This is a genomic window from Arthrobacter dokdonellae, assembly GCF_003268655.1.
Taxonomy (GTDB): domain Bacteria; phylum Actinomycetota; class Actinomycetes; order Actinomycetales; family Micrococcaceae; genus Specibacter; species Specibacter dokdonellae.
In genome coordinates this window covers 524,720-545,700 of sequence record NZ_CP029642.1, presented here as the reverse complement: position 1 = coordinate 545,700, position 20,981 = coordinate 524,720, and the positions used below count along the sequence as shown (strand labels likewise).

The following is a 20,981-nucleotide window of genomic DNA, read 5'->3' as shown; positions in this document are numbered from 1 at the left end:
GGCCGGCACCCCGCCCACACCCCACCGACCCCCAAACACCAGGCGGGACACCCACGGACGCCCGGCCGGCACCCGCGGCGTCCGGTCACAAGCGCAGCGATTAAACGAAAAAGTCCCCGGCTGAACCTTTCGGTTCTGCCGGGGACCCCATCTTACAAACGTGCGCGAGGGGGGATTTGAACCCCCACGCCCTTTCGGACACTGGCACCTGAAGCCAGCGCGTCTGCCGTTCCGCCACTCGCGCGTTTCGCATGTTTTCCACCGTCTCCCTTGTCGGGTTTCAGTGGAACAGCGAGATCAAGCATATAGGACACTTTGCCAAATTCCTAAACGGGCTCCTCCCCGTGGTGTTTCGGTTAGCGTGCCCGGGCTCAAATTGGTGCGTATGCCCCTAAAACGCGGGGTCGCCGCCCGCGGGAGGACCTGCCGTCAGGGGTCTTCCCGGGGTCTGGGATGGACCCCGGGCGGGGCGCCCAATAGGGTTATTCCAAGGCCCGGCCAGTAGTATCGACGTTGTGGATCGTTGCCCGAGATACGGGCGACTGTTTCTTAACGCGTGTTTACATGTGGCGCTGAGGAACATGGGGCGGGAATTTATCGCCAGGTGCCACACCCAGGAGAGGAGGAGAGAGCATGGGATTGTTTGACAATGTTGAAAGAGGCATTGAGAAGGCAGTTCGCGGCGCCTTCTCCCGCGGTTCGAAGGCCCTGCAACCCGTTGAGGTTGCCAGTGCCCTTCGCCGCGAACTGGATGACAAGTCCATGACGCTCGATGCCGGCCGCACCTTGGCGCCCAACGTGTTCAACATCCAGCTGGGCGATTCCGACTTTGAGCGTGCGCGCTCCTGGGGCGTGCCGCTCGCCGAAGAACTTTGCGATGTTGTCATCAACCACTCCCGCAGCCAGGGCTATGTGCTACAGGGTCCCGTCCGTGTCACGTTCAACCACAGGGAAGAGCTGCGCGCAGGGCATTTCGAGGTGTCCTCCGCCACCGAAAAGGAGAACCGGGCCGAGGCCCAGCGTCCTGGCATTGCCCCCGCGGCGCCAGCCCATGCACCCGCCCGGTCCCGGCAGGAGCCCGCGCCCCTGTACAAGAGGCAGGAACCTCCGGCGCAGAAGGCCGCGCCCGAGGGCCAGCCCGTGCTGGACATTGAGGGCCAGCGGTATTCCCTCAACGCCAGCTCCATCACGTTGGGCCGGTCCTCGGAGGCGGACATTCTCATTGACGACACCGGGGTGTCCCGCAAGCACCTGGAGATCCGCACGCGCGGCGGCGTCAGCACCGCCGTCGACCTCGGCTCCACGAACGGCAGCTACGTCAACGGACACCGGGTTCACGGCAGTGTGGACCTGACCGACGGAACAACCATCACCATGGGCCGGACGGAGATCATCTTCCGCGTCCTGCCGGCACGGAATGGCGGCCGCGCATGAATGATCTGAGCCTGACAGTCACCATTTTGCGCTTTGGCTTCCTGATCCTCATGTGGGTCATGGTTTTCAGCGTGGTGGCGGCCATGCGGCGCGATCTGGTGATCGGACGCAAGGCCAAGGTGGGCGCGCCCACCGCACGCCAGGCCCGCAGACATCCTGAGCTGGTCGACGAGCCTGCTCCCGCCAAGGCGCAGGCCCGCGAGCTGGTGGTCACCGAAGGTCCGCTGACCGGGACCACGCTGGAGCTCGCCGGCGCCCCCATCCTGCTGGGCCGTGCGCAGGAGTCAACGCTGGTGCTCGAGGACGATTACGCCTCCGGCCGCCATGCCCGGCTGTTCCCGCAGGGCACGCGTTGGTTCATTGAGGACCTCGGGTCAACCAACGGCACCTACCTCGGCGGCGCGCAGCTGACGCGGGCGCTTCCCGTGGAGCTCGGCGTCCCGGTTCGGATCGGCAAAACGGTCATCGAATTGAGGCCGTAGGTATGGCCGAACACCCGTTGATCCTGCGCTATGCGGCCAGGTCGCACGTGGGGCTGGTCCGGGCGAAGAACGACGATTCCGCTTACGCGGGCAAGCACCTGGCCGTGGTTGCCGACGGCATGGGCGGCCACGCTGGCGGCGACGTCGCCAGCTCCTCGACGGTGCTGGACTTGATCCACCTGGACCGCGACGGCTACGACGGGGACGACGCCGGCAACCTCCTTGCCGACGAGATCCAGACTGCCAACTCACTTTTGTCCGAGCTGGTCCATGTCAATCCCAAGCTGGCCGGCATGGGCACCACGGTGACAGCGCTGCTTCTGTCCGGGCGGCGCCTCGCCTACGCCCACATCGGCGATTCGCGTGCCTACCGGCTCAAGGACGGCGTCTTCGAGCAGATGAGCACGGACCACACCTTTGTGCAGCGCATGATCGACGAGGGCCGCATGACCGTGGCCGAAGCCGAGGTCCATCCCCACAAGAACGTCCTCATGCGGGTGCTCGGAGACGTCGATGCGTCCCCCGAACTGGACTTGAAGTACTTCGACGCCGAACCCGGCGAACGCTGGCTGCTGTGTTCGGACGGCCTGAACTTTGTCCGCCACGAGACCGTGGAGGAGGTGGTCCGCCACACAACCAATCTGGCCCACTGCGCGGACACGCTCATCGACCTGACGCTTGCCGTCGGGTCGCCGGACAATGTCACGGTGGTGGTTTTTGACGTGGCTGCCGCGAGCCCGAACGACACGGCCACCGCCGCGCTGGACGCCATAGCTGTGCCTTTGGCTGCCGGTACCGGCCCGGACGACGGCGGCGCGCCAGGCACGCAGTCTTCCCCGGCTGCCGTCCCCGGCCAGGACGGCGGCGAGGCCGGCGACAAGGACGGCGGCAAGGACGGCGGCAAGGACGGCGGCAACGCGGGTCCGGATACCCCGGAAACCATTTCCTCGGACGGCGCGGAAGGCGACGACGAGGAAACGGGCGGGCTCGACGCCCACATTCGTGCCGCCGTCGTCCGCCGTGAACTCTCCCAACGGCCGCACGAGCTGGTGGGTGCCGCGCTCACGGCCAACGCGGAGGGCAAGATTCCGCAGCTGGCGAACCACCCGGCCACACAGCGGGCCGCAACCGTGCTCACGCACAAGCCGATCGACGCGCCGCCGCTGGACGACGACACCGAGGAGTCGCTGCCCCGGGCCCGCTACCGGCGCTGGCTGTTCCCCATCGTGGGAGGCCTGGCCGCCATTGCCATCGTGGCCGGCGCGTGGACGGCGTTTGCCTGGACGCAGACGCAGTATTTTGTCGGGGTCTCCCACGGCAACGTGGCCATCTTCCAGGGCGTCTCGCAAAATCTGGGCCCCATCCCGCTCTCCCACCTGCAACGCGAAACCAGCGTCTCGGTGCAGTCGCTGCCTGAATACTCCCAGCAGCTGGTTGCCCAGACGCTCCCGGCCGGAACGCTCGGCGCAGCCGAACAGATCGTCACGGACCTGCAGTTGGGAACCGGCACCAGCACGCCGCCGTGCGACCGGGTCGCGGCCACGCATCCACCCTCCGGCACGCCCGGCGCCACGTCCTCCCGCGCCGCGAGCGGCAAGGCCGCAGGCTCCTCCAAGGCGACCCCTTCCGCCACGACGGCGGCCAAATCCGCCGTCCCCGCCAAGGCAGCCCCCAAGACAACGGCCAAGGCAACCGCCAGCGCCACGACCAAGCATTCGGGTACGCCCACGGCATCGCCGTCGGCCACCCCAACCTGCATTCCGGGAGGTGGACAATGAGCCAGCTGATGACCGTTGCCAAGCCACGCCGAAACATTGAACTGCTCTTGCTGGTGCTCGCCCTTGGCATGGGCGTCATGGCCAACGCCCTGGTCAACCTCAACCTGGGCCGGACCTTTGACAAGGACTTTTACACGCAGGCGGCCGTCCTGGCCGGATTGTCGCTGGCCGTGCACATCACCCTGCGGTTCCGCGCCAAATATGCCGACCCGGTCATGTTGCCCGTCGTGGTTGCCCTCAACGGCCTGGGACTGGCGGTGATCCACCGCCTGGACATCGTCACCGGGGATACCGCGGGGCAGCGCCAGTGGCTCTGGACGGGGCTTGCCGTGGCCGCCGCCGTCGCCGTGCTCTGGCTGCTCAAGGACCATCGGATCCTGCGCCGCTTCACCTACATCTCACTGGTCCTGTCCGTGCTGCTGCTCCTGTTGCCACTGGTACCGGGCATCTCGGCCGGTGATGTCAACGGCGCCACCGTGTGGATCAAGCTCGGGCCCTTCACCTTCCAGCCCGGTGAAATCGCCAAGATCACGCTTGCTGTCTTCTTTGCGGGGTACCTGTCCTCCAACCGTGACCTGATCCTCCTGGCCGGAAAGAAGATCGGCCGCCTGCAGCTGCCGCGCTCCCGCGACCTGGGGCCGATGGTCGTGGCCTGGATCGCCAGTGTGGGCGTTCTCGTGTTCCAGCATGACCTCGGCACCTCCGTCCTGTTCTTTGGCCTCTTTATGGTCATGATCTACGTGGCGACCAGCCGCATCAGCTGGGTCCTGATCGGGCTGGTGCTCATGGCCGTGGGCGGATACGCCGCCTACAAGATCTTTCCCCACGTCACCCGCCGGATCGACACCTGGATCCACGCCCTGGATCCCCAGGTCATTGGCGCCACCGGCGGCAGCGGGCAGGTTGTTGAAGGCCTGTTCGGCATGGCCAACGGCGGACTGCTGGGCACCGGCCTCGGGGAAGGGTCCCCGGACAGCGTGCCCCTGGCCAACAGCGACATGATCATCGCCAGCATTGGCGAGGAACTCGGGCTCGTGGGACTGTTCGCGGTCGTCTGCCTTTATGCGCTGTTCATTGCCCGCGGCTTCCGGGCAGCACTGGGCACGAGGGACTCCTTCGGCAAGCTGCTCGCCGTCGGACTGGCCTTCGCGTTCGCCCTGCAGTGCTTCGTGATCATCGGCGGAGTCACCCGGCTCATTCCATTGACCGGGTTGACCACGCCGTTCCTGGCGGCCGGCGGGTCCTCCCTGCTCGCCAACTGGATCATCGTTGCGCTGCTCCTGAAGATTTCAGACGCCGCCCGACGGCCGGCCGCGCCGGCCGCAAAGCCCGATGACCAGCCCCGGAAGGAGGTGCCCGCGTCATGAACCAGGCCATTCGAAACTCCTGGATAGTCGCCGTGGCACTGTTCATCCTGCTTTTTGGCTCCATCTCCTATGTGCAGTTCTTTGACGCAGATTCGCTCAATGCCAACCCCAGCAACAACCGCCAGTTGTTGAAGACCTTTTGCAGCGACCGCGGCCCCATCCTGGTGGGCGGCCATCCCATCGCGGAATCCGTCGCCACGGATTCGGACTGCAAGTACCAGCGCAAGTACAACGATCCCCTGCTGTACGCCGGGCTGACAGGCTTCTTCAGCAAGTATGCCGGTCAGTACGGGCTGGAATCCGCCATGCGCGATGAACTGGCCGGCACCACCAATGAGGCCGTGTTCGACCGCATTTCCCAGGCCTTCACCGGTACGCGGCCGCAGGGACAGTCGGTGGAGCTGACCATCGATCCGGCCATCCAGAAAATGGCGTATGACATGATCCCCGACGGCATCGCCGGGTCCATCGTGGTCATGAACCCCAAGACCGGCGCCGTCGTCGCCATGGTTTCCAAGCCGTCGTACGACACGAACCTCATGGCCAGCCATGACCAGAAATCCGTTGACACGGCCTATGCCAAGCTGGTCAACGAACCCGGCATCAACTTGTTCGGTTCGGCCGCCTACAAGCAGACGTACGCGCCAGGTTCGGTGTTCAAGCTCGTCGACACCGCCGCCGCGCTGGCGTCCGGCAAATACAACAAGGACAGTGTCCTGCCCAACCCGGCGGCGCTGAAGTTCCCCGGCATCGACTACACGCTGCCCAACTACCTCTACGGCCAGTGCGACACCCAGGACAAGGCGAGCTTTACCTTTGCCTTGGAGAACTCCTGCAATACGCCGTTTGCCAGCATCGCGCTGGACCTGGGCCAGGACGCCATCACGGCACAGGCGAACAAATTCGGCTTCAACGACAAGTCCCTTTCCTTCCCGGACTCCGTCACGGGGAGCCGCTTTCCCGGCTCCACGGCGACCCTGGACAAACCGGCCCTGGCCCGCAGCGCCATCGGCCAGCAGGATGTGAGCGCAACACCGCTGGAGATCGCCATGATGACGGCGGCCATTGCGAACGGGGGCAAGCAGATGAAACCGAACCTGGTCCAGACCGTCAGGACCCCGGACTTGAGGACCGTGGAAAGCCTCAAGCCGCAAATGCTCCGCCAGTCCACCACGCCGGAAATTGCGCAGCAGATCACCGACTGGATGGTCAGTGTGGTGGAAAACGGAATTGCCGGGGCGGCGGCCGTTCCCGGCGTGGAAGTGGCCGGCAAAACCGGCACCGCCGAAGTCGGCAATACTGGGTTGAACAATGCGTGGTTTACCGGTTTCGCGCCGGCCAATGATCCCCAATACGTGGTGACGATCATGATGCCCAATGTTGACGTCGCCACCGGTGCAGCACTAACAAGTCCCAATGCAAGCAAACTCTTCAAGGCGGTGTTGAAAAAGTGAGGCCTACTTCAGGAATCACCTTAGGCGGCAGATTCCAACTCACCTCACGCATTGCCATCGGCGGCATGGGCGAAGTTTGGAAAGCCCAGGACCAGGTCCTGGGGCGCATTGTCGCGATCAAGATCCTCAAGGACGAATACACAGGGGATCCTGGATTTCGGGCGCGCTTCCGTGCCGAAGCCAAGCACACCGCACTGCTGAACCATGTGGGGATCGCCAACGTCTTTGACTACGGTGAAGAGGACGGCTCGGCCTACCTGGTCATGGAACTGGTACCCGGGGAACCGCTGTCCACCCTGATCGAGCGCGAACACGTGCTCTCCGCCGACTGGACACTGTCCATGATCGCCCAGACGGCGCGTGCCCTCTCCGTGGCGCACGCCCAGGGCCTGGTGCACCGCGACGTCAAACCCGGCAACCTGCTCATCACCCCCGAGGGCCGCGTGAAGATCACCGACTTCGGCATTGCCCGCCTGGCTGACCAGGTGCCGCTGACCCAGACCGGGCAGGTCATGGGCACGGCCCAGTACCTGGCACCCGAGCAGGCCACGGGCCAGATCGCCACGGGCTCCAGCGACATCTATTCGCTGGGCGTCATTGGCTATGAGTGCATTACCGGCCACCGCCCGTTCACAGGCGAGTCGCAGATCGCCATTGCCCTGGCGCAGGTCAACGACGCACCGCCACCGCTGCCGGACACGCTGCCCACGCCGGTGCGCGCGCTGCTCATGTCCATGCTGGCGAAGGACCCGGCCAACCGGCCCGCCAACGCGCTGAAGCTGGCCGAGGCCGCCGAAGCCATCAGGGCCGGCAACACCAAGGCCGCGCACGCCGCCGTTCCCGGCATGCTGCTGTTCGAAGCCACCACCGGGCCCATCACGGCACCCGTGGACATCAACGCAACGGCTCCCACCTCCGTGGTCGGAAGCGTCTCGGAACCAGGCACGGCGGCGCTGCCCACGGTCGCCGCCGCCGCCGTCCCCTCCGGTCCCCCCACCCGGGCGGAGGCCCTGGGGGCGGAGCGCGCCTGGAATGCCGAGCCGCAGGACAGTTCGCTGATGGCCGACTTCGAGGAAGAGGACGCACCGGCGGAGCCCGTCAAGCGCGGCCGCAGCCCCTGGACCTGGCCCGCCGTGGCGTTGATCGCGCTCCTGCTGTTTGCCTTGGCGGCCCTGGTGCTCCAAAGCATGGGCGTCTTTGACGCCAAGCCGGCCGCCACGCAATCGACCACCCCCACCGTAAGCTCCGCACCGCCGACGCCGTCGCAAACCCCATCGGAAACGCCGACGCCGGAACCGACCACTGAAGCACCCAAAACGGTGAACGTACAGCTGGACCGGTTCTTGGGCAAGCCCTACGCCGAAGTCAGGGACACCCTGACCAACGAACTGGGCCTGCAGGTGCAACGCCAGGACGCCTTTGACCCTGACGTCGCCGCGGGCACGGTAAGCGACATCAGCCCCAGCGGCCCCTCGGTGCCCGCCGGCTCCACGGTTACCGTCACCGTCTCCAAGGGAGCGGAGACCGTGGCCGTGCCGTCCTTCCAAGGGCAGACCGGCAACGCATACGACCAGGCCCTGGTGGCCGCAGGCTTCGTGCCCAGCCGGTCCCAAGAGGCCTCCGACACCGTCGCCGAGGGCAACGTGATCAGTGTTGACCCCCCGCCCGGAACCCAGGCGGCCAAGGGCAGCACCGTCACCTACGTCGTCTCCACCGGACCGGCCGCGAAGGCACCGACGGCACCGGCGGAACCGCCCACCACCGCGCCGGCCCCGACACCCACGGGGTAGCACCACCCCCCACCCGAGAGCACCAACGGGCCCCGAACGGGCCCGCCCAAACCGCCAGCAAGTGAAAGGACACTGACACCATGAATGTTCCACGCGTCGTCAGTGGACGATACGAAATTGGCGAACTGCTGGGCCGCGGCGGCATGGCCGACGTCTACATGGCCCGTGACATCCGGCTGGGCCGCACCGTGGCTATCAAGGTGCTGCGCGGCGACGTGGCACGCGATTCCCAGCTGAAGGCCCGCTTCCGGCGCGAGGCGCAGGCTGTTGCCGGGCTGAACCATCCTTCAATCGTTGCCGTCTACGACACCGGGGAGCACCTCAGCGGCGATGCCCTCGGCGACGGCGCGAAGCTGCCCTACATTGTCATGGAATACGTCAGCCACACCACGCTGCGGGACCTGGTGCGGGCCGACGACATCTCCGTCGACCAGGCCATCGACTTTACGCTGGGTGTGCTCTCCGCCCTCGAGTACAGCCATCGCGCCGGCATTGTGCACCGGGACATCAAGCCCGCCAATGTCATGGTGGTGGAAGATTCACAGGGACATCCGGGCGGTGTGAAGGTCATGGACTTCGGCATTGCCCGGACCATCTCCGACTCGGCCGCCACCATGACCCAGACCCAGACCGTCATGGGCACCGCGCAGTACCTCTCGCCGGAGCAGGCCCGGGGGGAGTCCGTGGACGCCCGCAGCGACCTGTACTCGGCGGGCTGCCTGTTCTACGAAATGCTGGCGGGCCGGCCGCCGTTCACGGGCGATTCGCCCGTGTCCGTCGCCTATCAGCACGTGCGCGAAGTGCCGCCCGCGCCCAGCACCTTCAGGCCCGAGGTGTCCCCCGCGCTGGACAGTGTCCTGCTCCGGGCGCTGCAAAAGGACCGCCAGGACCGCTTTCAGGACGCCGCATCGTTCCGGCGGGCCCTCCGCGCCGCGCGGACAGGCGTTTCGCTGGTTTCGCCGGCTGTCCCGGCCGTCACCGACCCGCTGTCCACCGTGGCCGCGCCGGTCCCCGAGCCGGTCGTGGCTGTCTCCGCCGCTCCGCAGGCCGGCCCCGTGGCCCACGACGACAACGGACCGGCCACCCGTGCCATGGCCAAGGTCCTGGCGGGGGGCGCCCTGACCTCGGACGACGGCGGGGCTCCCGAGGTGCCCGGGGAACCCGACCGTGCCGTCAAGCGCCGCCGCCGGGCCTGGGTGGTGACCTTGTTTGTGTTCCTGGTGGTCATCCTGGGCGGCGGAGCATATTTCGGCTACAACCTGGTGAACGCCAAGCCGCCCGCCGCGGTACAGGTGGACATCCCCCCGGTGTCCGGCATGAACGAGATCGACGCGACCACGAAGCTGCTCGAGGTTGGCCTGGAACCGCAGACCACCAAGGAATATTCCAAAACGGCCCCCGCGGGCGAGGTCATCGGAACGGACCCGCCAGCCGGCGGCCTGTTGGACCAGCATGCCTCCATTGTCCTCCTCGTCTCGCAGGGGCCGTCGGAAGTCAAGATCCCCACGGACGTGGCGGGACGGACGGAGTCCGAGGTCCGAGCGGAGCTGTCCGCGCTGAATCTCCAATTCGCGCCCAATGAGTTTGTCGACGATCCCCTGATCCAAGCCAACAGGGTGGTGACCACCGACCCGAAGCCGGGCGAAACCGTTCCGGTGGGACAGCAAATCACGCTGAAAATCTCCAGCGGTGAGGTTGCCGTGCCATCGCTGTTCGACCTCACCAAGGATCCGGCCAAGGTGAAGCAGGCCGTCGAGGACGCCGTGCACAAGGTCTCCCCGCTCCTTCAGGTCACGTTTGAGGAACAGGTCAACACAGCCGTCGCCCCCGGAATGGTCACGGGGCAGTCGCAAAGCGCCGGAACCGAGGTGCCGCAGCGCACTCTCATCACGGTGACCTTGGCGAAAGCGCCGCCAAAGCCGGCACCCACCGCCGGGCCGACGGCCACACCGACGCAGGCAGCAACGTCCGCTCCGCCGACGCCGAAACCCAAAAACCCCAATAAGCACTGACGCCGGGGCTTGCGGCCCCCCGCCTGCCGCCGGTTAACGTATCAGTTATTAATGAGCGGGCTCAGCGTGGCTGCCTGCGCCGCCGCGCCCTTGAGGCCCACGGATTCCAGCCAGTTCCCCACCATCTGGTAGCCACCCTCGGTGAGGACGGACTCCGGGTGGAACTGCACTCCGCACAGTGGGGCAGACGTGTGGGCCAGCCCCATGACGACGCCGTCTTCGGTCTCGGCCGTGACCTCCAAAACGTCCGGAATGCTCTCCCGGACGGCGGCCAGGGAATGGTAGCGGGTGGCGGTGACGGGGCTCGTCAGACCGGCAAACACGCCGCCGCCGTGGTGGAACACTCTGCTGGTCTTGCCGTGCATGAGCTGTTTGGCGTGCGCGACGACGCCGCCATAGGCCTCTGCCAGGGCCTGGTGGCCGAGACAGACCCCGAGCATCGGCTTGGCGTTTTCACCGCACCAGCGGATCAGCTCGATGCAGATGCCCGCCTCCGCGGGCGTGCCGGGGCCGGGCGAAACCAGGACCCCGTCACGGGCGGAGGCAAGCTCAACCGCCTCGGCCAGCGTGACGTCGTCGTTCCTCACAACCGTCGTCTCCGCCCCCAGCTGCTGCAGGTACCCCACAAGGGTGTAGACAAAGCTGTCGTAATTGTCGATCACCAAAATGCGCGTGGTCATGGCTGGGACGTACCACCTATCGTTGAATCGTTGAGCGGGTTGAACTGGTTCAACCATGGGAAGACTACCTGCATCAGGACCAGGACCGCCGCCGCGATGAGCAGCGTGGAGGTGAGGATGCGCAACCAGAGGGGACCGGGCAGGTGGCGGAAAATCCATCCGTACATGCCTACCGCCCCCTGGCCCTGTTTGCGGCGGCCTGGGCTGCAATGGCCGCCGGGGGGCCCGCGCTGGCGGGCTGCCAGGAGTCCATGACGGAATAGGCAACGATGCGCTCCTCCGAACCAAACCTGGGGTTACAGCTGGTCATGGTCAGCAAACGTTCGGCGGGCTTGGCGCCGGGCTGTGTGGGCACGGGCAGGAGGACGTCGGCACGGTCTGGGAGCACAATCTCATCGTTCCGGAACACATAGGTGTAGTAGCCGTCCTTCGTCTGGATGTAGATCTTGTCCCCGGGGACGAGCGTGTGGATGGCATCCAGCACCGCCCCGTGGGTCTGGCGGTGGCCGGCAATGGCAAAGTTGCCGAGGCCGCCGGGCATGGCCGAGGTCTCATAGCGGCCCAGGCCCAGGGTGTTCAGCTGCGCCGGGGCGGTGCCGTCCACCAGGGGCCTGCTGTAGTCCTTGCCGAACCGGGGGATGTAGACCACGCCAAAAACCGTCCCCGGAGATTTGAGCTCCGGCATCACCACGGGCCTTCCATAGTCCTTCGGCGGGTTCCCCGGCACGGCCGCCGGCGCCACGGGCCCCTGGACGTCGTGGACGAACTTCGCGACGGCCTGCTGCTGGGTGTTGTTGGCCTCGAGGTTGGTCCACCACAGCTCCCACGCCACAAAGAGCAGGAGGATCACGCCGGCGGTGATCAGGAGTTCGCCCACCACCTGGACGAAGTTCCGGAACGCGCCGCGCCGTGGCCGCCGGGCGGACCTCCGGGGCCCCGTGCGCGTCTGGCGCCTGGCCACGGCCACATTTCCAGCCGGCCTCTCCTCCATGCCCACGGCGGAATCGACGTGCTCGGGCGATCGGACCACGCGCTGGATGCTCCTTAAAGGCGGGGGCTGGGCCCAGCGAAGTCTGGGCTGGGGCAATTGCGGCTAGAATTACGTCAACAATACCGGCAGTTCAGCGCCTTGGAACAATTCATTCCGCCACACCGCGGGCAATGGACGGCCGTCCAGCAGCTGCCAGCTCACCAACGTCGAGGAGTGCCACCGTGCCCGAGTCCAAACCGCGCCGCCGTACCAGGGGTCCAGCCCAAACGCCGTCTTCAAAGGCGCAACAGCCCAACGCGGCATGGTTCCTGCCGCTCATGGTCACCTTGATGCTGGTCGGCCTGTTCTGGATCATCACGTACTACATTTCCGACGGCCGGTTCCCCATTCCCAACATCAACAACTGGAACATTGGCATTGGGTTTGCCATTGCGCTGGCCGGCTTCATGATGACTACCCGGTGGCGCAGCTAGAGTCTCAGTCCTCCACTTCGCCGGCATCGCCGTAGTCGCCGGCGACATACTCACCCTTGCGGTCCGCGGGGCCGTGCCCGGGGACGTCGCCCGCGGTGCCATAGTCCGCTTCAACGAATCTTCCTGAGGCGTCGTCCGGTCCGGCAGGCTCGGAACCGGAATGCCCGTAGTCCCCTTCCACGTACCGGCCCTGGCCATCGGCGGCATGGTGCCCGGGTTCCGATCCGGCCTTGCCGTACGCGCCTTCAACGTACCTTCCGCGGTCCTCCGCCGGCGCCGTCCCCTCGTCATCCCGCGACACGTCGTCCGCGTTTTCCCCGACCATTGCTCCGCCCAACTTCCCGCACTGTGGTTGCGGCTGCCGCGGCCGGCGGCCGGGTCCCTGACCTGTGCATTTTTCAGTCTAAACCGCACTGGCACGCGGGGACAGGGGCGCGGGGACAGGGGAGCGCCTGCCGGAAACACAAGAGCCCCCGCGGGGGAGGCGGGGGCTCTTGCGTCCTGCGGTGTGACAGCCAGCTGGGGGACTTGGCTGCCACGGGTCCCCAACGCTTGGATCGCTGGAGGTACATTCCCCTGCCGGTTTTCCGCGGACAGTCCGCGCCTCCGGAAGGGGCACACCTGGACGGCGTGCTCCTTCAGGTTACGGAGGGCCCTGGGGACGAATCTCGAGTGGCGGCCACTCTATTTCCTGCACCCGGGCCACTCCAAGACCATGTAATACTACCTGCTGGACGATATGGGGGCGCCCGCATTGGCCCCCCTGCCTTCCCTGACCAGCGCCGCCAGCTGGTCCCTGGACTGCAGGTCCAGTTTGATGAAGGTCCGGTACAGGTGGCCTTCAACGGTGCGCAGTGACACGCCGAGCTGCTCGGCGATGGAGTTGTTGGACTCGCCCTCGGCGACGAGCTGCGCAATTTCCTGTTCGCGGCGCGTCATCTGGGGCAGGTCGTTGGACCTGAAGACGGGCGAAACGAGTCCCGGCAGCTTGTCCCTCATGTCGACGGCCTTGGCACCCGTCTTCCGGCTGCTCCTCCCCTTGCCGCCGTCCGCGTAGCCCCGCCGCGCCAAGGTGGCGAGCTCGGCGGCAATGAGCTCGAATCCGTGGGCCGCGGCGGTGGTGCTGGCCTCGTCCAGGGCTGCCGGGTCTCCGGACAGCAGGGCATCCGCCCACTCCCGGTAGAAGTCCCGGTAGGCAGATTCAACGGATTCTGCCACGTCCAGCATTCTGCGCGCCTCCGAAGTTTCACCCATGCGGACCAGCAGTGTCAGCACCGTCAGCTCTGTACCCGTGTAACCCAGGTCCTGGCACTCCTCCCGCACTTCCTTCAGCCGCCGCATGCCGTCTTGGTCGTTGCCCGTCATGATTTCCGCCGCGGCCGCGTAGGCGGAACCCTCAAGGTGATAGAACCTGCTGCCACGACGGTCCACTGCGTAGAACTGGTCCAGCCGCTGCCTTGCCCCGGCAGTGTCGTCGCGAAGTGCCAGGCAGTAGGCAAACAGGCCGAGCGCCGAGGGCAGGACGAGCCAGGGATCGTAGTTGATTAGGGCTGCCACCGCGGGCCTCAGGGCCGCCAGTGCCTCGTCGATATGGCCGAGTCTGACGTAGGCCATCGCCGCACCCAGGTCGCGAAGTCCACCCGCAAAGAGCATCAGGTCCGGATTGACAAACACCGTGGGTTCCAGGCCCTCCCGGACCAGGTCCCAGTCACCGTCGTAAATAAAGGCCGCCACCGCACGGGCGTAGGCCAGAAGGGCAATGTCAGGCCGCGGGAAACCGTCCACGCTTTGCAGCTCGGCTATGACCTCGCAGGCAACCTTGGTGGCTGACGTCAGGTATCCGGTGGTGGAGAGAATTTCGCAGAGCATGGACTTCAGGAGCGTCTGGTCCAGCCGGCCGCGGCAGTGCGGGTGGGCCAGCAGGGCCTGGATGCGTTCGGATGACTCCTGCACATGCCCCAAGGTCAGTTCCTTCGAGGCCTGCAGAATCATGACATCGACGTCCGGACGCGTTGACGTCGGCGTCAGGCGGACCGGGCCAAATTTTTCTTCATACGTGGCCAGCCCGGCCGAAAACCGGGAAGCATAGTCGAGGTCCGCAAAGTAGGCGAGGTGGACGGCACGGAGGGCGGCAGCCCCGGCGTCGGGCGTAGGGGCAAGCTCAAGGCTTTTGGTGGCCAGCGTGCGGGCCTGGTCCGTCCAGTTGCGGTTGAGGTGCGCGATGGACCGCTGGGCGAGCAGGGCCGCCGTGTGCTGGGCGGAGACATGCAGGCTGCTTAGCTGCATGGCGTCGGTGAGCCGCAGCAGATGGTTGGCCATGGCTGCTGCCGCCACAACCTGCCCGTCGTCGACAGGCATGCCGCAGTCGAGCGACCACCGCGTGAAGTTGATGATCATGTCAGGTCCGGACCCGGGACCGGGAACTATCACCTTGGACACGTCGGCAAGATACCGGCGGCTGCGCCCCACGGGGACCATCTGGCGGATGGGACCGGCCGTTGCTGGACGGGAGAGACCCATCGTCAAGACCTTTCCCGGGGAGATCGCGACCAAATCCCGCTGCTGGATGTCATCGATGGTCTCCGTCGCCGTCAGGTCAAGCAGCACATCCAAGGGCAGCGGACCGGCCAGAGCCAGGATTTCAATCATGCGCCGTGATTCGGGTTCCAACTGGTCAAGGTCCATTTGCAGGAAGTCACGCGTTTCCGTGCCGAGCCTGTCGCCCGGATGGTCAAGCACCCAGACACCGTCCACCTGCTGAAGCGAGCCCTCTTCCATTGCGCCGGCCACCAGCCCCTTCAGAACCAGCGGATTTCCGGCAGAACGGCTGGAAAGGTAGTCGGCGGCAGCAATGGACACGCCGCCGCCCAACACGTTCCCGATAAAGTTTTGCACGTCTTCGGACTTCAGCGGCGCCAGTTCAAACCGGGCCAGGTGGCCCTCCCTCCACAATTCGCGCAGGTGGGTGTCACGGCCCCCGGGGTGGTCCACCAGAATCAACTTGGCCTCGGTCGACATGACCACCTGGGTGATGACGGCGGCGCTTTGCCCATCGAGGTATTCACCGTTGTCCACGAGAAGGAATACCAGCTCGCCGGCAGCAATGCCCGCCTCGACCTGATCCAGCAGGCCCTGCAGCACAGTGTAGAAATCACTGCTGCGTACCAGGTTCTGGCCGACGCGGGCATTGACCGCGCCGAAAGGCACCGTCGACAGGGCTTGGCTGGGCGACAGCCTGATGGTGGTGCATCCCGAACCCAGGGAGTCCATGACGCGTCCCAGCATCCACGTTTTTCCGGCGCCATGCGGCCCCACGATGAGTACACCCCTGGACGAACTGTCCTTGAGCTGCGCAACAATGTCATCCACGTCAGCGCGTCGTGCCATGCTTCCCCCTTCAACGCCAAATCCGTCAGCATGCTGACGGATTTGCCAAGACCCACGTGCGGCAGGATCATTCACGCTCACCGTCCGCATGCCCCGCCCTCATTCTATGGATGCGGCACGGCATTAGTCGACATATTAACTGCCAGCACTGACATGTCCGTCCCTGCCCACCGCTCCGGAACCTACACCAAGCCTTCCGGGCACCGCTTGTACACACGTTGTCCCCAAGGTTGTCCACACTGTGGGTATCCGTCCACAGGGCGACGAACACTTATCCACGGCCCTTGACAACTTTCCGGGACTGTCCACAGGCGATCTTCGAAGACATGGTTGTCTCCAGTTGTTCACAAGGTTATCCACAGTAGTGGATAACCTTGGTGGTCTTTCCGTCCAAATCGATATAATTGCCGCCTCAAAGTAATCCACAGCTGTGGAATTACATGTGTGTAACTTAGGACCCTTGTGAACAACCCTGTGGACAAGAACGTGTTCGACGAACATTGAATTTCTAGAACTACAACTCTGTAAGTTATGCCCAGTTGGGGACAATCCTGTGGACAAGCGTGGATCAGTGGGACGATGAAGACATGGAAATCGCCAGCCCGCTCGATGCGCAGCAGTTTTCCCCACAGGCCCCCACCCGTGAGGACATTGACGAATACCGCCGTCTCAGCGCGGAACAGGCTGCCGGTGTGGGGATTGTCAGTACGGTGTGGAGGGGGCGCGATTACGCCGCGACGGTGAGTGCGTATCTGTCAGTCTCCTACGACCCGCCGACAATCCTGGTGAGCCTCTATGAAGGCTCGAGGATTGCCCAGGCCGTTGCGGCATCCGCGCGCTGGGCCCTGACACTTCTCAGCGCGGACCAGCGGCGGCAGGCCAACTGGCTTGCCAGCCCGGGCACGCCCATCGAGGGCCTGCTGGCACAGGTGCCGTTCCGGCGCGGACCCGCGACCGGCAGCGCCGTCTTGGAAGGCGGTCTGGCCTATTTTGAAGCCGCCACCACCGTGGTGCACGAGGCGGCAACCCACCTGCTGGTTGTTGGGGAGGTGGTGTCAATGGGCAGCGACGCCGGCTGGCATTCAGGCAAGTCGCCGCTGCTGCACTATGCGGGGGACTACCGCAGCATCAAGGCGCAGTAGGAAACTCGCGGCGCTCGCTTGCGCGCCTTTCAGCGGCGGAGCGCCCCCTTAATAAAGGACGTAGGCCGGAAATGTTGACACCTTGTACAAGGTCAGGCCCACCATGAGGAGCACGACGGCGGCCATGCCGCCCCACTGGACGAGGGCGCGGTTCCTTCGCGGCGCGTAGGCAATGACCGCGGCGCACAGCGCACCGGCGATGAGGCCGCCAAGGTGCGCCTGCCAGGCGATGCCGGGGATGATGAAGCCAAGGGCCGCATTGATGACCAACAGGACAATGATCGAGCGCAGGTCGCCGCCGCGCTTCCTCTGCACCACAAAGAGCGCACCGAACAGGCCAAAGATGGCTCCGGACGCACCCACAACGGTTGTGTCGACGGGGGTCATCAACAGCACGCCGACCGAACCCGCCAGGGCGCTGATAATGTAAACGGCCAGGAAGCGTGCCCGCCCGAACGCCGGTTCCAGGGCCTGTCCCAAAATCCACAGCGCGTACATGTTGAAGCCGATGTGCATGATGTTCGTCGAATGCAGGAAAGCCGAGGTCACCATGCGCCAGGGTTCGCTTTCGGTCAAAAAGGGCGCGTAGGCGAAGGTCTGGAAAACAAAGCCGTTCGGGATGACCAGGTCCAGGACATAGGCCGCAACACAGATCGCCATCATGGTCAGCGTAGCCACGGGGCGGCCGGCCCGCACTGCGCCCCCAAAGATGGTCCTGCGGGCGGGCATGGTCCTGGCGGTTTCCCGCACGCAATCCACGCACTGGACGCCGACGGCGGCACTGCGCTGGCATTCGGGGCACGTTGGCCTCCCACACCGTTGGCAGCTCACATAGGAGACACGCTCGGGGTGGCGGGGACAAACAGGTGCATTGGCAGGTGCCCCTGCGCCCGGCTGCGGAATGCTCATGGACGGGATCCTTAAACGGGGTCGAAATGTCAGTGGCCGCCGGCGGTGGACGATCGTCGAGCCCGTGTGGGCTCAGCCATCCCCTCCGCCGGCGGCCGGATGTTGCAGGCGTGCTTAGACGTTTTCCACCGTGATGGAGTTGATGACAACGTCCTCGCGCGGCTTGTCGCCGGGGCCCGTGGCAACGCCTTCAATGGCGTCGACGACGGCCTTGGAGTCGGCGTCGACCACTTCACCGAAGATGGTGTGCTTGCCCTGCAGCCAGCCGGTGGGAATGGTGGTGATGAAGAACTGTGAACCGTTGGTGCCGCGGCCGCCCTGGACGCCGGCATTGGCCATCGCCAACATGTACGGCTCGTTGAAGTTCAGCTCCGGGTGGATTTCGTCGTCGAACTGGTAACCGGGTCCGCCCACGCCGCGGCCCAGCGGATCGCCGCCCTGGATCATGAAGTCCTTGATGATCCGGTGGAAGATGGTCCCGTTATACAAGGGATCGTTGGTCTTGGCGCTGGTGGCGGGGTGCGTCCACTCGATCTCCCCAGTGGCGAGGCCAACGAAGTTCTTGACAGTCTTGGGGGCGTGGTTGCCGAAGAGGTTCACCACGATGTCGCCCAGGCTGGTGCTGATGGTTGCTTTTGCGGTTGGGATAGCAGTCATGGCGTCATTCTGCCACGCCAAACTGGCAATTTTGCCAACTCCCGGGCACATTCCGCGCCGGGCGAACTGTGCAGGGATAGCACGCGGACGGCGTCCGACGTAGGCTAACAACTGAACACGGACGACATCTGGAGGAGAAACGTGAAGACAGTGGACCGCTTTACCCATGGCCTGGAAGACTCGCTGAACGCCGGTGTGGACAACGCCCGGGACTGGGCCGGGCCCCGTGTGGAGAGTGCCCGCGAATGGACGGCACCGCGCGTGGAGGCGGCTTGGGGTTGGGCCGCCCCACGTATCGAGAAAGGTATCGAGACTGCCTCGCCCAAGGTTCAGGACGGCATTCGGAAGGCGGCCCAGTACACGGCCGGCGGCGTCGCTGCCGTCACACCCAGGATTCAGGAAGGGCTGGAGAAGCTGGCCCCGAGGATTTCGGAGGTGGTGGACGAGGCCGGTCCGCGCATGCACGAGGCGCTGGACAACGCCACGCCCGTCATCGCGGCAGCGCGTGACAAGGTGGTGGGCGAATACATTCCCAAGTTTTCCGAGAAGCTCGGTGACGCCGCCAATACCTTGGGTGCCATCTTGGAAAACGCCAAGTCTCCGGAGCAGGTAGATCTGGTGATTGCCAAACTCGGCGGCAGCAGGAAAGCCATCAAGCACGCTGAAAAGGCTGCCGCCAAGGCAGCCAAGGCCGCCGCCGCGGAACTGAAGAAGAGTCAGAGGAAGGGCGGGAAGGGCTGGATCGTGCTCGGTGTTCTTGCCGCGGCAACGGCGGCCGGCATCGCCGCGTGGAAGGCGTCCAAGCCGGTGCCCGATCCGTGGAAGACTCCCGTCGCCGTGTCCCCCGCCACCCCTCTGGCCCCGGCGGTTGTGCCCGCCCGGGACGCTGAGGTGCCCGCCCCGGTCCCCGCTGACGACGCCGTTGCCCAGAATACTTCGACCCCCGCCGATGTCTCGGAGAACCCCTCGGAACCCGCGCCGGAAGCCGGCAGGCACCAGGCCGGGGAAGCGGCGACGGACGCCGTTCCCAAGCCCAAGGCACCCAACAAGTAGCGCACCGATCGTCGCGTCCCCATCGGGGCGCCGGCGTGATAGGGGTCCGGACCGAATCGGCCGGGCCCCTTTACTTGCCTGTGAGGCCGCTGCGCCCCTGCTGCAGAACCACCACGGCCAGGCCGGCGATGATCAGCGCCAACCCGGCGTAGGTGCCGGCCGGCAGCGTCTCGCCAAGGAAGAAGCCGGCCAGCAGGGCGGCACCGGGAATTTCAAGCAGAATCATCATGGAAACCACCAAGGGGGATATGGTGGCGAGCAGGTGGTTGAAGATCGTGTGCCCCAGCAGCTGGGCGGCGACAGTCACGGCAAGGATCCCCCACCATGCTTCGGGTGGAAGGTGGATCAGGGGCTGCCGGGCCACCAGACACATCACCAGCAGGAGCAGGGCGGCGATGGAGTAGCACAGTCCCGTGTACAAGGTGGTGGACATGCTCCTGCGGGCCTTCGAACCCGCGAGAGTGTAGACGGCGGCCAGCGCGCCCCCGGCGAGTGCCAGGATGTCGCCCGTCAGCGCGCGGCCGGACCCGCCCACGTCAAAACCAGTAATCGCCACGACCCCGGCGAGGGATATCCCCAGCCCGAGGAGAAGGGCCCGGGCGGGACGGTGCCCGCGCGTCCACTGGAACAGCGCAATCCATGCCGCCTGCAGGCACACCAGGGCTGTTGCGGCGGCAACACTTGTCAGCTTGACCGAAGTCACAAAGCAGGCAAAGTGCAGGGCCAGCGCGACGGCTGCAAGGCCCGACCATTTCAGTTCGGCCCGGGAGAGGTTCTTAAGCGTGCCGGGGTTGCGCAGGAGCACCGGTGTGCCCATGGCCACGCCTCCGATGGCATTGCGCCAAAAGGCGATGGTGAGCGCCGGCGCGGCCGTCGCGGCCATGATCGGCCCCGAAGCCGAAACGCCTAAGATGCCGACGACGGCCAGGAGCAGGATCACGTCTCAACAGTAGGGCATCACGGGCCCGTGCGCGGTACCGGCCGCCCCGGACGTTAAGACAAAAACACCCCGGCCGCAGGGACCAGGGTGTTTGTTCATGGTGGAGGCACGGGGACTCGAACCCCGAACCCCCTGCTTGCAAAGCAGGTGCGCTACCAATTGCGCCATGCCCCCATGGGGTGGTTCGTTTGGAGCTTAGTTGACGGTGTCCGTCGCCTTGCTCCACGTCGCTTTCGCAACCTTGGAATGCTGCCACTTCTTGTTCAGCAACGCTGCGGCGCCAAGAGCTGCCACGATCACGAGCAACTTCTTCACATCGCACCTGCCTTACGCAAGAACCTGAGTTGATTCCGTGGGCGTACCAGGACTTGAACCTGGGACCTCTTCGTTATCAGCGAAGCGCTCTAACCGCCTGAGCTATACGCCCCCACT

The 20,981-nt window shown here is 65.5% G+C and carries 19 protein-coding genes and 3 tRNA genes; 10 read left to right on the top strand and 12 right to left on the bottom strand.

Annotation, left to right across the window (positions count from 1 at the left end; all coding sequences use genetic code 11):
* Positions 1–161: 161 nt before the first annotated feature.
* A tRNA-Leu gene (locus DMB86_RS02450) sits at positions 162–244 on the bottom strand.
* A gap of 389 nt (positions 245–633) precedes the next feature.
* On the opposite strand from DMB86_RS02450, the gene DMB86_RS02445 reads away from it, so the two are divergent.
* From DMB86_RS02445 to pknB, 7 genes are all read left to right on the top strand, one after another.
* The gene (locus DMB86_RS02445) at positions 634–1,434 is read left to right on the top strand and encodes an FhaA domain-containing protein (RefSeq protein WP_113716405.1); all 801 of its coding nucleotides are present in this window, start codon (positions 634–636) and stop codon (positions 1,432–1,434) included.
* Entirely contained in the window at positions 1,431–1,916 is a 486-nt protein-coding gene (locus DMB86_RS02440; protein ID WP_113716404.1) for an FHA domain-containing protein FhaB/FipA, read from the top strand. Before DMB86_RS02445 ends, DMB86_RS02440 begins: the two co-directional genes overlap by 4 nt.
* A gap of 2 nt (positions 1,917–1,918) precedes the next feature.
* On the top strand, positions 1,919–3,694 hold the full coding sequence (locus DMB86_RS02435) for a PP2C family protein-serine/threonine phosphatase (protein WP_113716403.1): 1,776 nt from the start codon (positions 1,919–1,921) through the stop codon (positions 3,692–3,694).
* Positions 3,691–5,061: an FtsW/RodA/SpoVE family cell cycle protein gene (locus DMB86_RS02430; RefSeq protein ID WP_113716402.1), complete on the top strand. Its 1,371-nt coding sequence runs from the start codon at positions 3,691–3,693 to the stop codon at positions 5,059–5,061. Before DMB86_RS02435 ends, DMB86_RS02430 begins: the two co-directional genes overlap by 4 nt.
* On the top strand, positions 5,058–6,515 hold the full coding sequence (locus DMB86_RS02425) for a peptidoglycan D,D-transpeptidase FtsI family protein (protein WP_113716401.1): 1,458 nt from the start codon (positions 5,058–5,060) through the stop codon (positions 6,513–6,515). The genes DMB86_RS02430 and DMB86_RS02425 overlap by 4 nt, the downstream gene beginning before the upstream one ends.
* Positions 6,512–8,305, top strand: a complete 1,794-nt coding sequence (locus tag DMB86_RS02420) for a protein kinase domain-containing protein (RefSeq protein WP_113716400.1) — start codon at positions 6,512–6,514, stop codon at positions 8,303–8,305. The genes DMB86_RS02425 and DMB86_RS02420 overlap by 4 nt, the downstream gene beginning before the upstream one ends.
* A gap of 80 nt (positions 8,306–8,385) precedes the next feature.
* Entirely contained in the window at positions 8,386–10,317 is a 1,932-nt protein-coding gene (pknB, locus tag DMB86_RS02415) for a Stk1 family PASTA domain-containing Ser/Thr kinase (protein ID WP_113716399.1), read from the top strand.
* Positions 10,318–10,358: 41 nt separating this feature from the next.
* On the opposite strand, the gene DMB86_RS02410 is transcribed toward pknB, so the two are convergent.
* The 3 genes from DMB86_RS02410 to DMB86_RS02405 are packed head-to-tail and all read right to left on the bottom strand — an operon-like array spanning position 10,359 to position 11,988.
* Positions 10,359–10,997, bottom strand: coding sequence for an anthranilate synthase component II (locus tag DMB86_RS02410; RefSeq protein WP_113716398.1), 639 nt, complete (start codon positions 10,995–10,997; stop codon positions 10,359–10,361).
* Positions 10,994–11,164 carry a hypothetical protein gene (locus DMB86_RS20475; protein ID WP_171814338.1) on the bottom strand — a complete coding sequence of 57 codons (171 nt, stop codon included), beginning with the start codon at positions 11,162–11,164 and terminating at the stop codon, positions 10,994–10,996. The genes DMB86_RS02410 and DMB86_RS20475 overlap by 4 nt, the downstream gene beginning before the upstream one ends.
* A gap of 2 nt (positions 11,165–11,166) precedes the next feature.
* Positions 11,167–11,988: a class E sortase gene (locus DMB86_RS02405; protein WP_113719277.1), complete on the bottom strand. Its 822-nt coding sequence runs from the start codon at positions 11,986–11,988 to the stop codon at positions 11,167–11,169.
* 221 nt (positions 11,989–12,209) lie between these two features.
* Here DMB86_RS02405 and DMB86_RS02400 point away from each other — a divergent pair, with 221 nt between their 5' ends.
* Complete coding sequence (locus tag DMB86_RS02400) at positions 12,210–12,461, top strand: cell division protein CrgA (protein ID WP_113716397.1); 252 nt, start codon at positions 12,210–12,212, stop codon at positions 12,459–12,461.
* Between the two features lie 4 nt (positions 12,462–12,465).
* Here DMB86_RS02400 and DMB86_RS02395 read toward each other — a convergent pair whose 3' ends face one another.
* Together DMB86_RS02395 and DMB86_RS02390 are read right to left on the bottom strand one after the other, a co-directional pair.
* On the bottom strand, positions 12,466–12,786 hold the full coding sequence (locus DMB86_RS02395; RefSeq protein ID WP_113716396.1) for a hypothetical protein: 321 nt from the start codon (positions 12,784–12,786) through the stop codon (positions 12,466–12,468).
* Between the two features lie 398 nt (positions 12,787–13,184).
* Positions 13,185–15,848 carry a LuxR C-terminal-related transcriptional regulator gene (locus DMB86_RS02390; RefSeq protein WP_171814337.1) on the bottom strand — a complete coding sequence of 888 codons (2,664 nt, stop codon included), beginning with the start codon at positions 15,846–15,848 and terminating at the stop codon, positions 13,185–13,187.
* Positions 15,849–16,435: 587 nt separating this feature from the next.
* Here DMB86_RS02390 and DMB86_RS02385 point away from each other — a divergent pair.
* Positions 16,436–16,990: a flavin reductase family protein gene (locus DMB86_RS02385; protein ID WP_113719276.1), complete on the top strand. Its 555-nt coding sequence runs from the start codon at positions 16,436–16,438 to the stop codon at positions 16,988–16,990.
* A gap of 48 nt (positions 16,991–17,038) precedes the next feature.
* Here DMB86_RS02385 and DMB86_RS02380 read toward each other — a convergent pair whose 3' ends face one another.
* The gene (locus DMB86_RS02380) at positions 17,039–17,899 is read right to left on the bottom strand and encodes a rhomboid family intramembrane serine protease (RefSeq protein ID WP_113716394.1); all 861 of its coding nucleotides are present in this window, start codon (positions 17,897–17,899) and stop codon (positions 17,039–17,041) included.
* Positions 17,900–18,013: 114 nt separating this feature from the next.
* On the bottom strand, positions 18,014–18,556 hold the full coding sequence (locus DMB86_RS02375; RefSeq protein WP_113716393.1) for a peptidylprolyl isomerase: 543 nt from the start codon (positions 18,554–18,556) through the stop codon (positions 18,014–18,016).
* Positions 18,557–18,697: 141 nt separating this feature from the next.
* On the opposite strand from DMB86_RS02375, the gene DMB86_RS02370 reads away from it, so the two are divergent.
* The gene (locus DMB86_RS02370; RefSeq protein ID WP_113716392.1) at positions 18,698–19,609 is read left to right on the top strand and encodes a hypothetical protein; all 912 of its coding nucleotides are present in this window, start codon (positions 18,698–18,700) and stop codon (positions 19,607–19,609) included.
* Positions 19,610–19,679: 70 nt separating this feature from the next.
* On the opposite strand, the gene DMB86_RS02365 is transcribed toward DMB86_RS02370, so the two are convergent.
* The 4 genes from DMB86_RS02365 to DMB86_RS02355 form a co-directional block, all read right to left on the bottom strand.
* A complete protein-coding gene (locus DMB86_RS02365) occupies positions 19,680–20,549 on the bottom strand; it encodes a DMT family transporter (protein WP_113716391.1) in 870 nt (289 codons plus the stop codon).
* A 98-nt stretch (positions 20,550–20,647) separates the two neighbouring features.
* Positions 20,648–20,723, bottom strand: a tRNA-Ala gene (locus DMB86_RS02360).
* Positions 20,724–20,744: 21 nt separating this feature from the next.
* Positions 20,745–20,849 (bottom strand): DLW-39 family protein, encoded by a 105-nt coding sequence (locus DMB86_RS20830; protein ID WP_227878551.1) that lies wholly within the window; start codon positions 20,847–20,849, stop codon positions 20,745–20,747.
* Positions 20,850–20,902: 53 nt separating this feature from the next.
* Positions 20,903–20,976 (bottom strand) — tRNA-Ile (locus DMB86_RS02355).
* Between the last annotated feature and the right edge of the window lie 5 nt (positions 20,977–20,981).

What these genes read in the sequence shown, in the direction of transcription:
- DMB86_RS02425 (WP_113716401.1), top strand. Translation starts at nt 5,058, where the DNA reads ATGAACCAGGCCATTCGAAACTCCTGGATAGTCGCCGTGGCACTGTTC.
- DMB86_RS02395 (WP_113716396.1), bottom strand. Translation starts at nt 12,786, where the DNA reads ATGGTCGGGGAAAACGCGGACGACGTGTCGCGGGATGACGAGGGGACG.
- DMB86_RS02445 (WP_113716405.1), top strand. Translation starts at nt 634, where the DNA reads ATGGGATTGTTTGACAATGTTGAAAGAGGCATTGAGAAGGCAGTTCGC.
- DMB86_RS02440 (WP_113716404.1), top strand. Translation starts at nt 1,431, where the DNA reads ATGAATGATCTGAGCCTGACAGTCACCATTTTGCGCTTTGGCTTCCTG.
- DMB86_RS02435 (WP_113716403.1), top strand. Translation starts at nt 1,919, where the DNA reads ATGGCCGAACACCCGTTGATCCTGCGCTATGCGGCCAGGTCGCACGTG.
- DMB86_RS02410 (WP_113716398.1), bottom strand. Translation starts at nt 10,997, where the DNA reads ATGACCACGCGCATTTTGGTGATCGACAATTACGACAGCTTTGTCTAC.
- DMB86_RS02380 (WP_113716394.1), bottom strand. Translation starts at nt 17,899, where the DNA reads ATGAGCATTCCGCAGCCGGGCGCAGGGGCACCTGCCAATGCACCTGTT.
- DMB86_RS02385 (WP_113719276.1), top strand. Translation starts at nt 16,436, where the DNA reads ATGGAAATCGCCAGCCCGCTCGATGCGCAGCAGTTTTCCCCACAGGCC.
- DMB86_RS02375 (WP_113716393.1), bottom strand. Translation starts at nt 18,556, where the DNA reads ATGACTGCTATCCCAACCGCAAAAGCAACCATCAGCACCAGCCTGGGC.
- pknB (WP_113716399.1), top strand. Translation starts at nt 8,386, where the DNA reads ATGAATGTTCCACGCGTCGTCAGTGGACGATACGAAATTGGCGAACTG.
- DMB86_RS02390 (WP_171814337.1), bottom strand. Translation starts at nt 15,848, where the DNA reads ATGGCACGACGCGCTGACGTGGATGACATTGTTGCGCAGCTCAAGGAC.
- DMB86_RS02430 (WP_113716402.1), top strand. Translation starts at nt 3,691, where the DNA reads ATGAGCCAGCTGATGACCGTTGCCAAGCCACGCCGAAACATTGAACTG.
- DMB86_RS02405 (WP_113719277.1), bottom strand. Translation starts at nt 11,988, where the DNA reads ATGGAGGAGAGGCCGGCTGGAAATGTGGCCGTGGCCAGGCGCCAGACG.
- DMB86_RS20475 (WP_171814338.1), bottom strand. Translation starts at nt 11,164, where the DNA reads ATGTACGGATGGATTTTCCGCCACCTGCCCGGTCCCCTCTGGTTGCGC.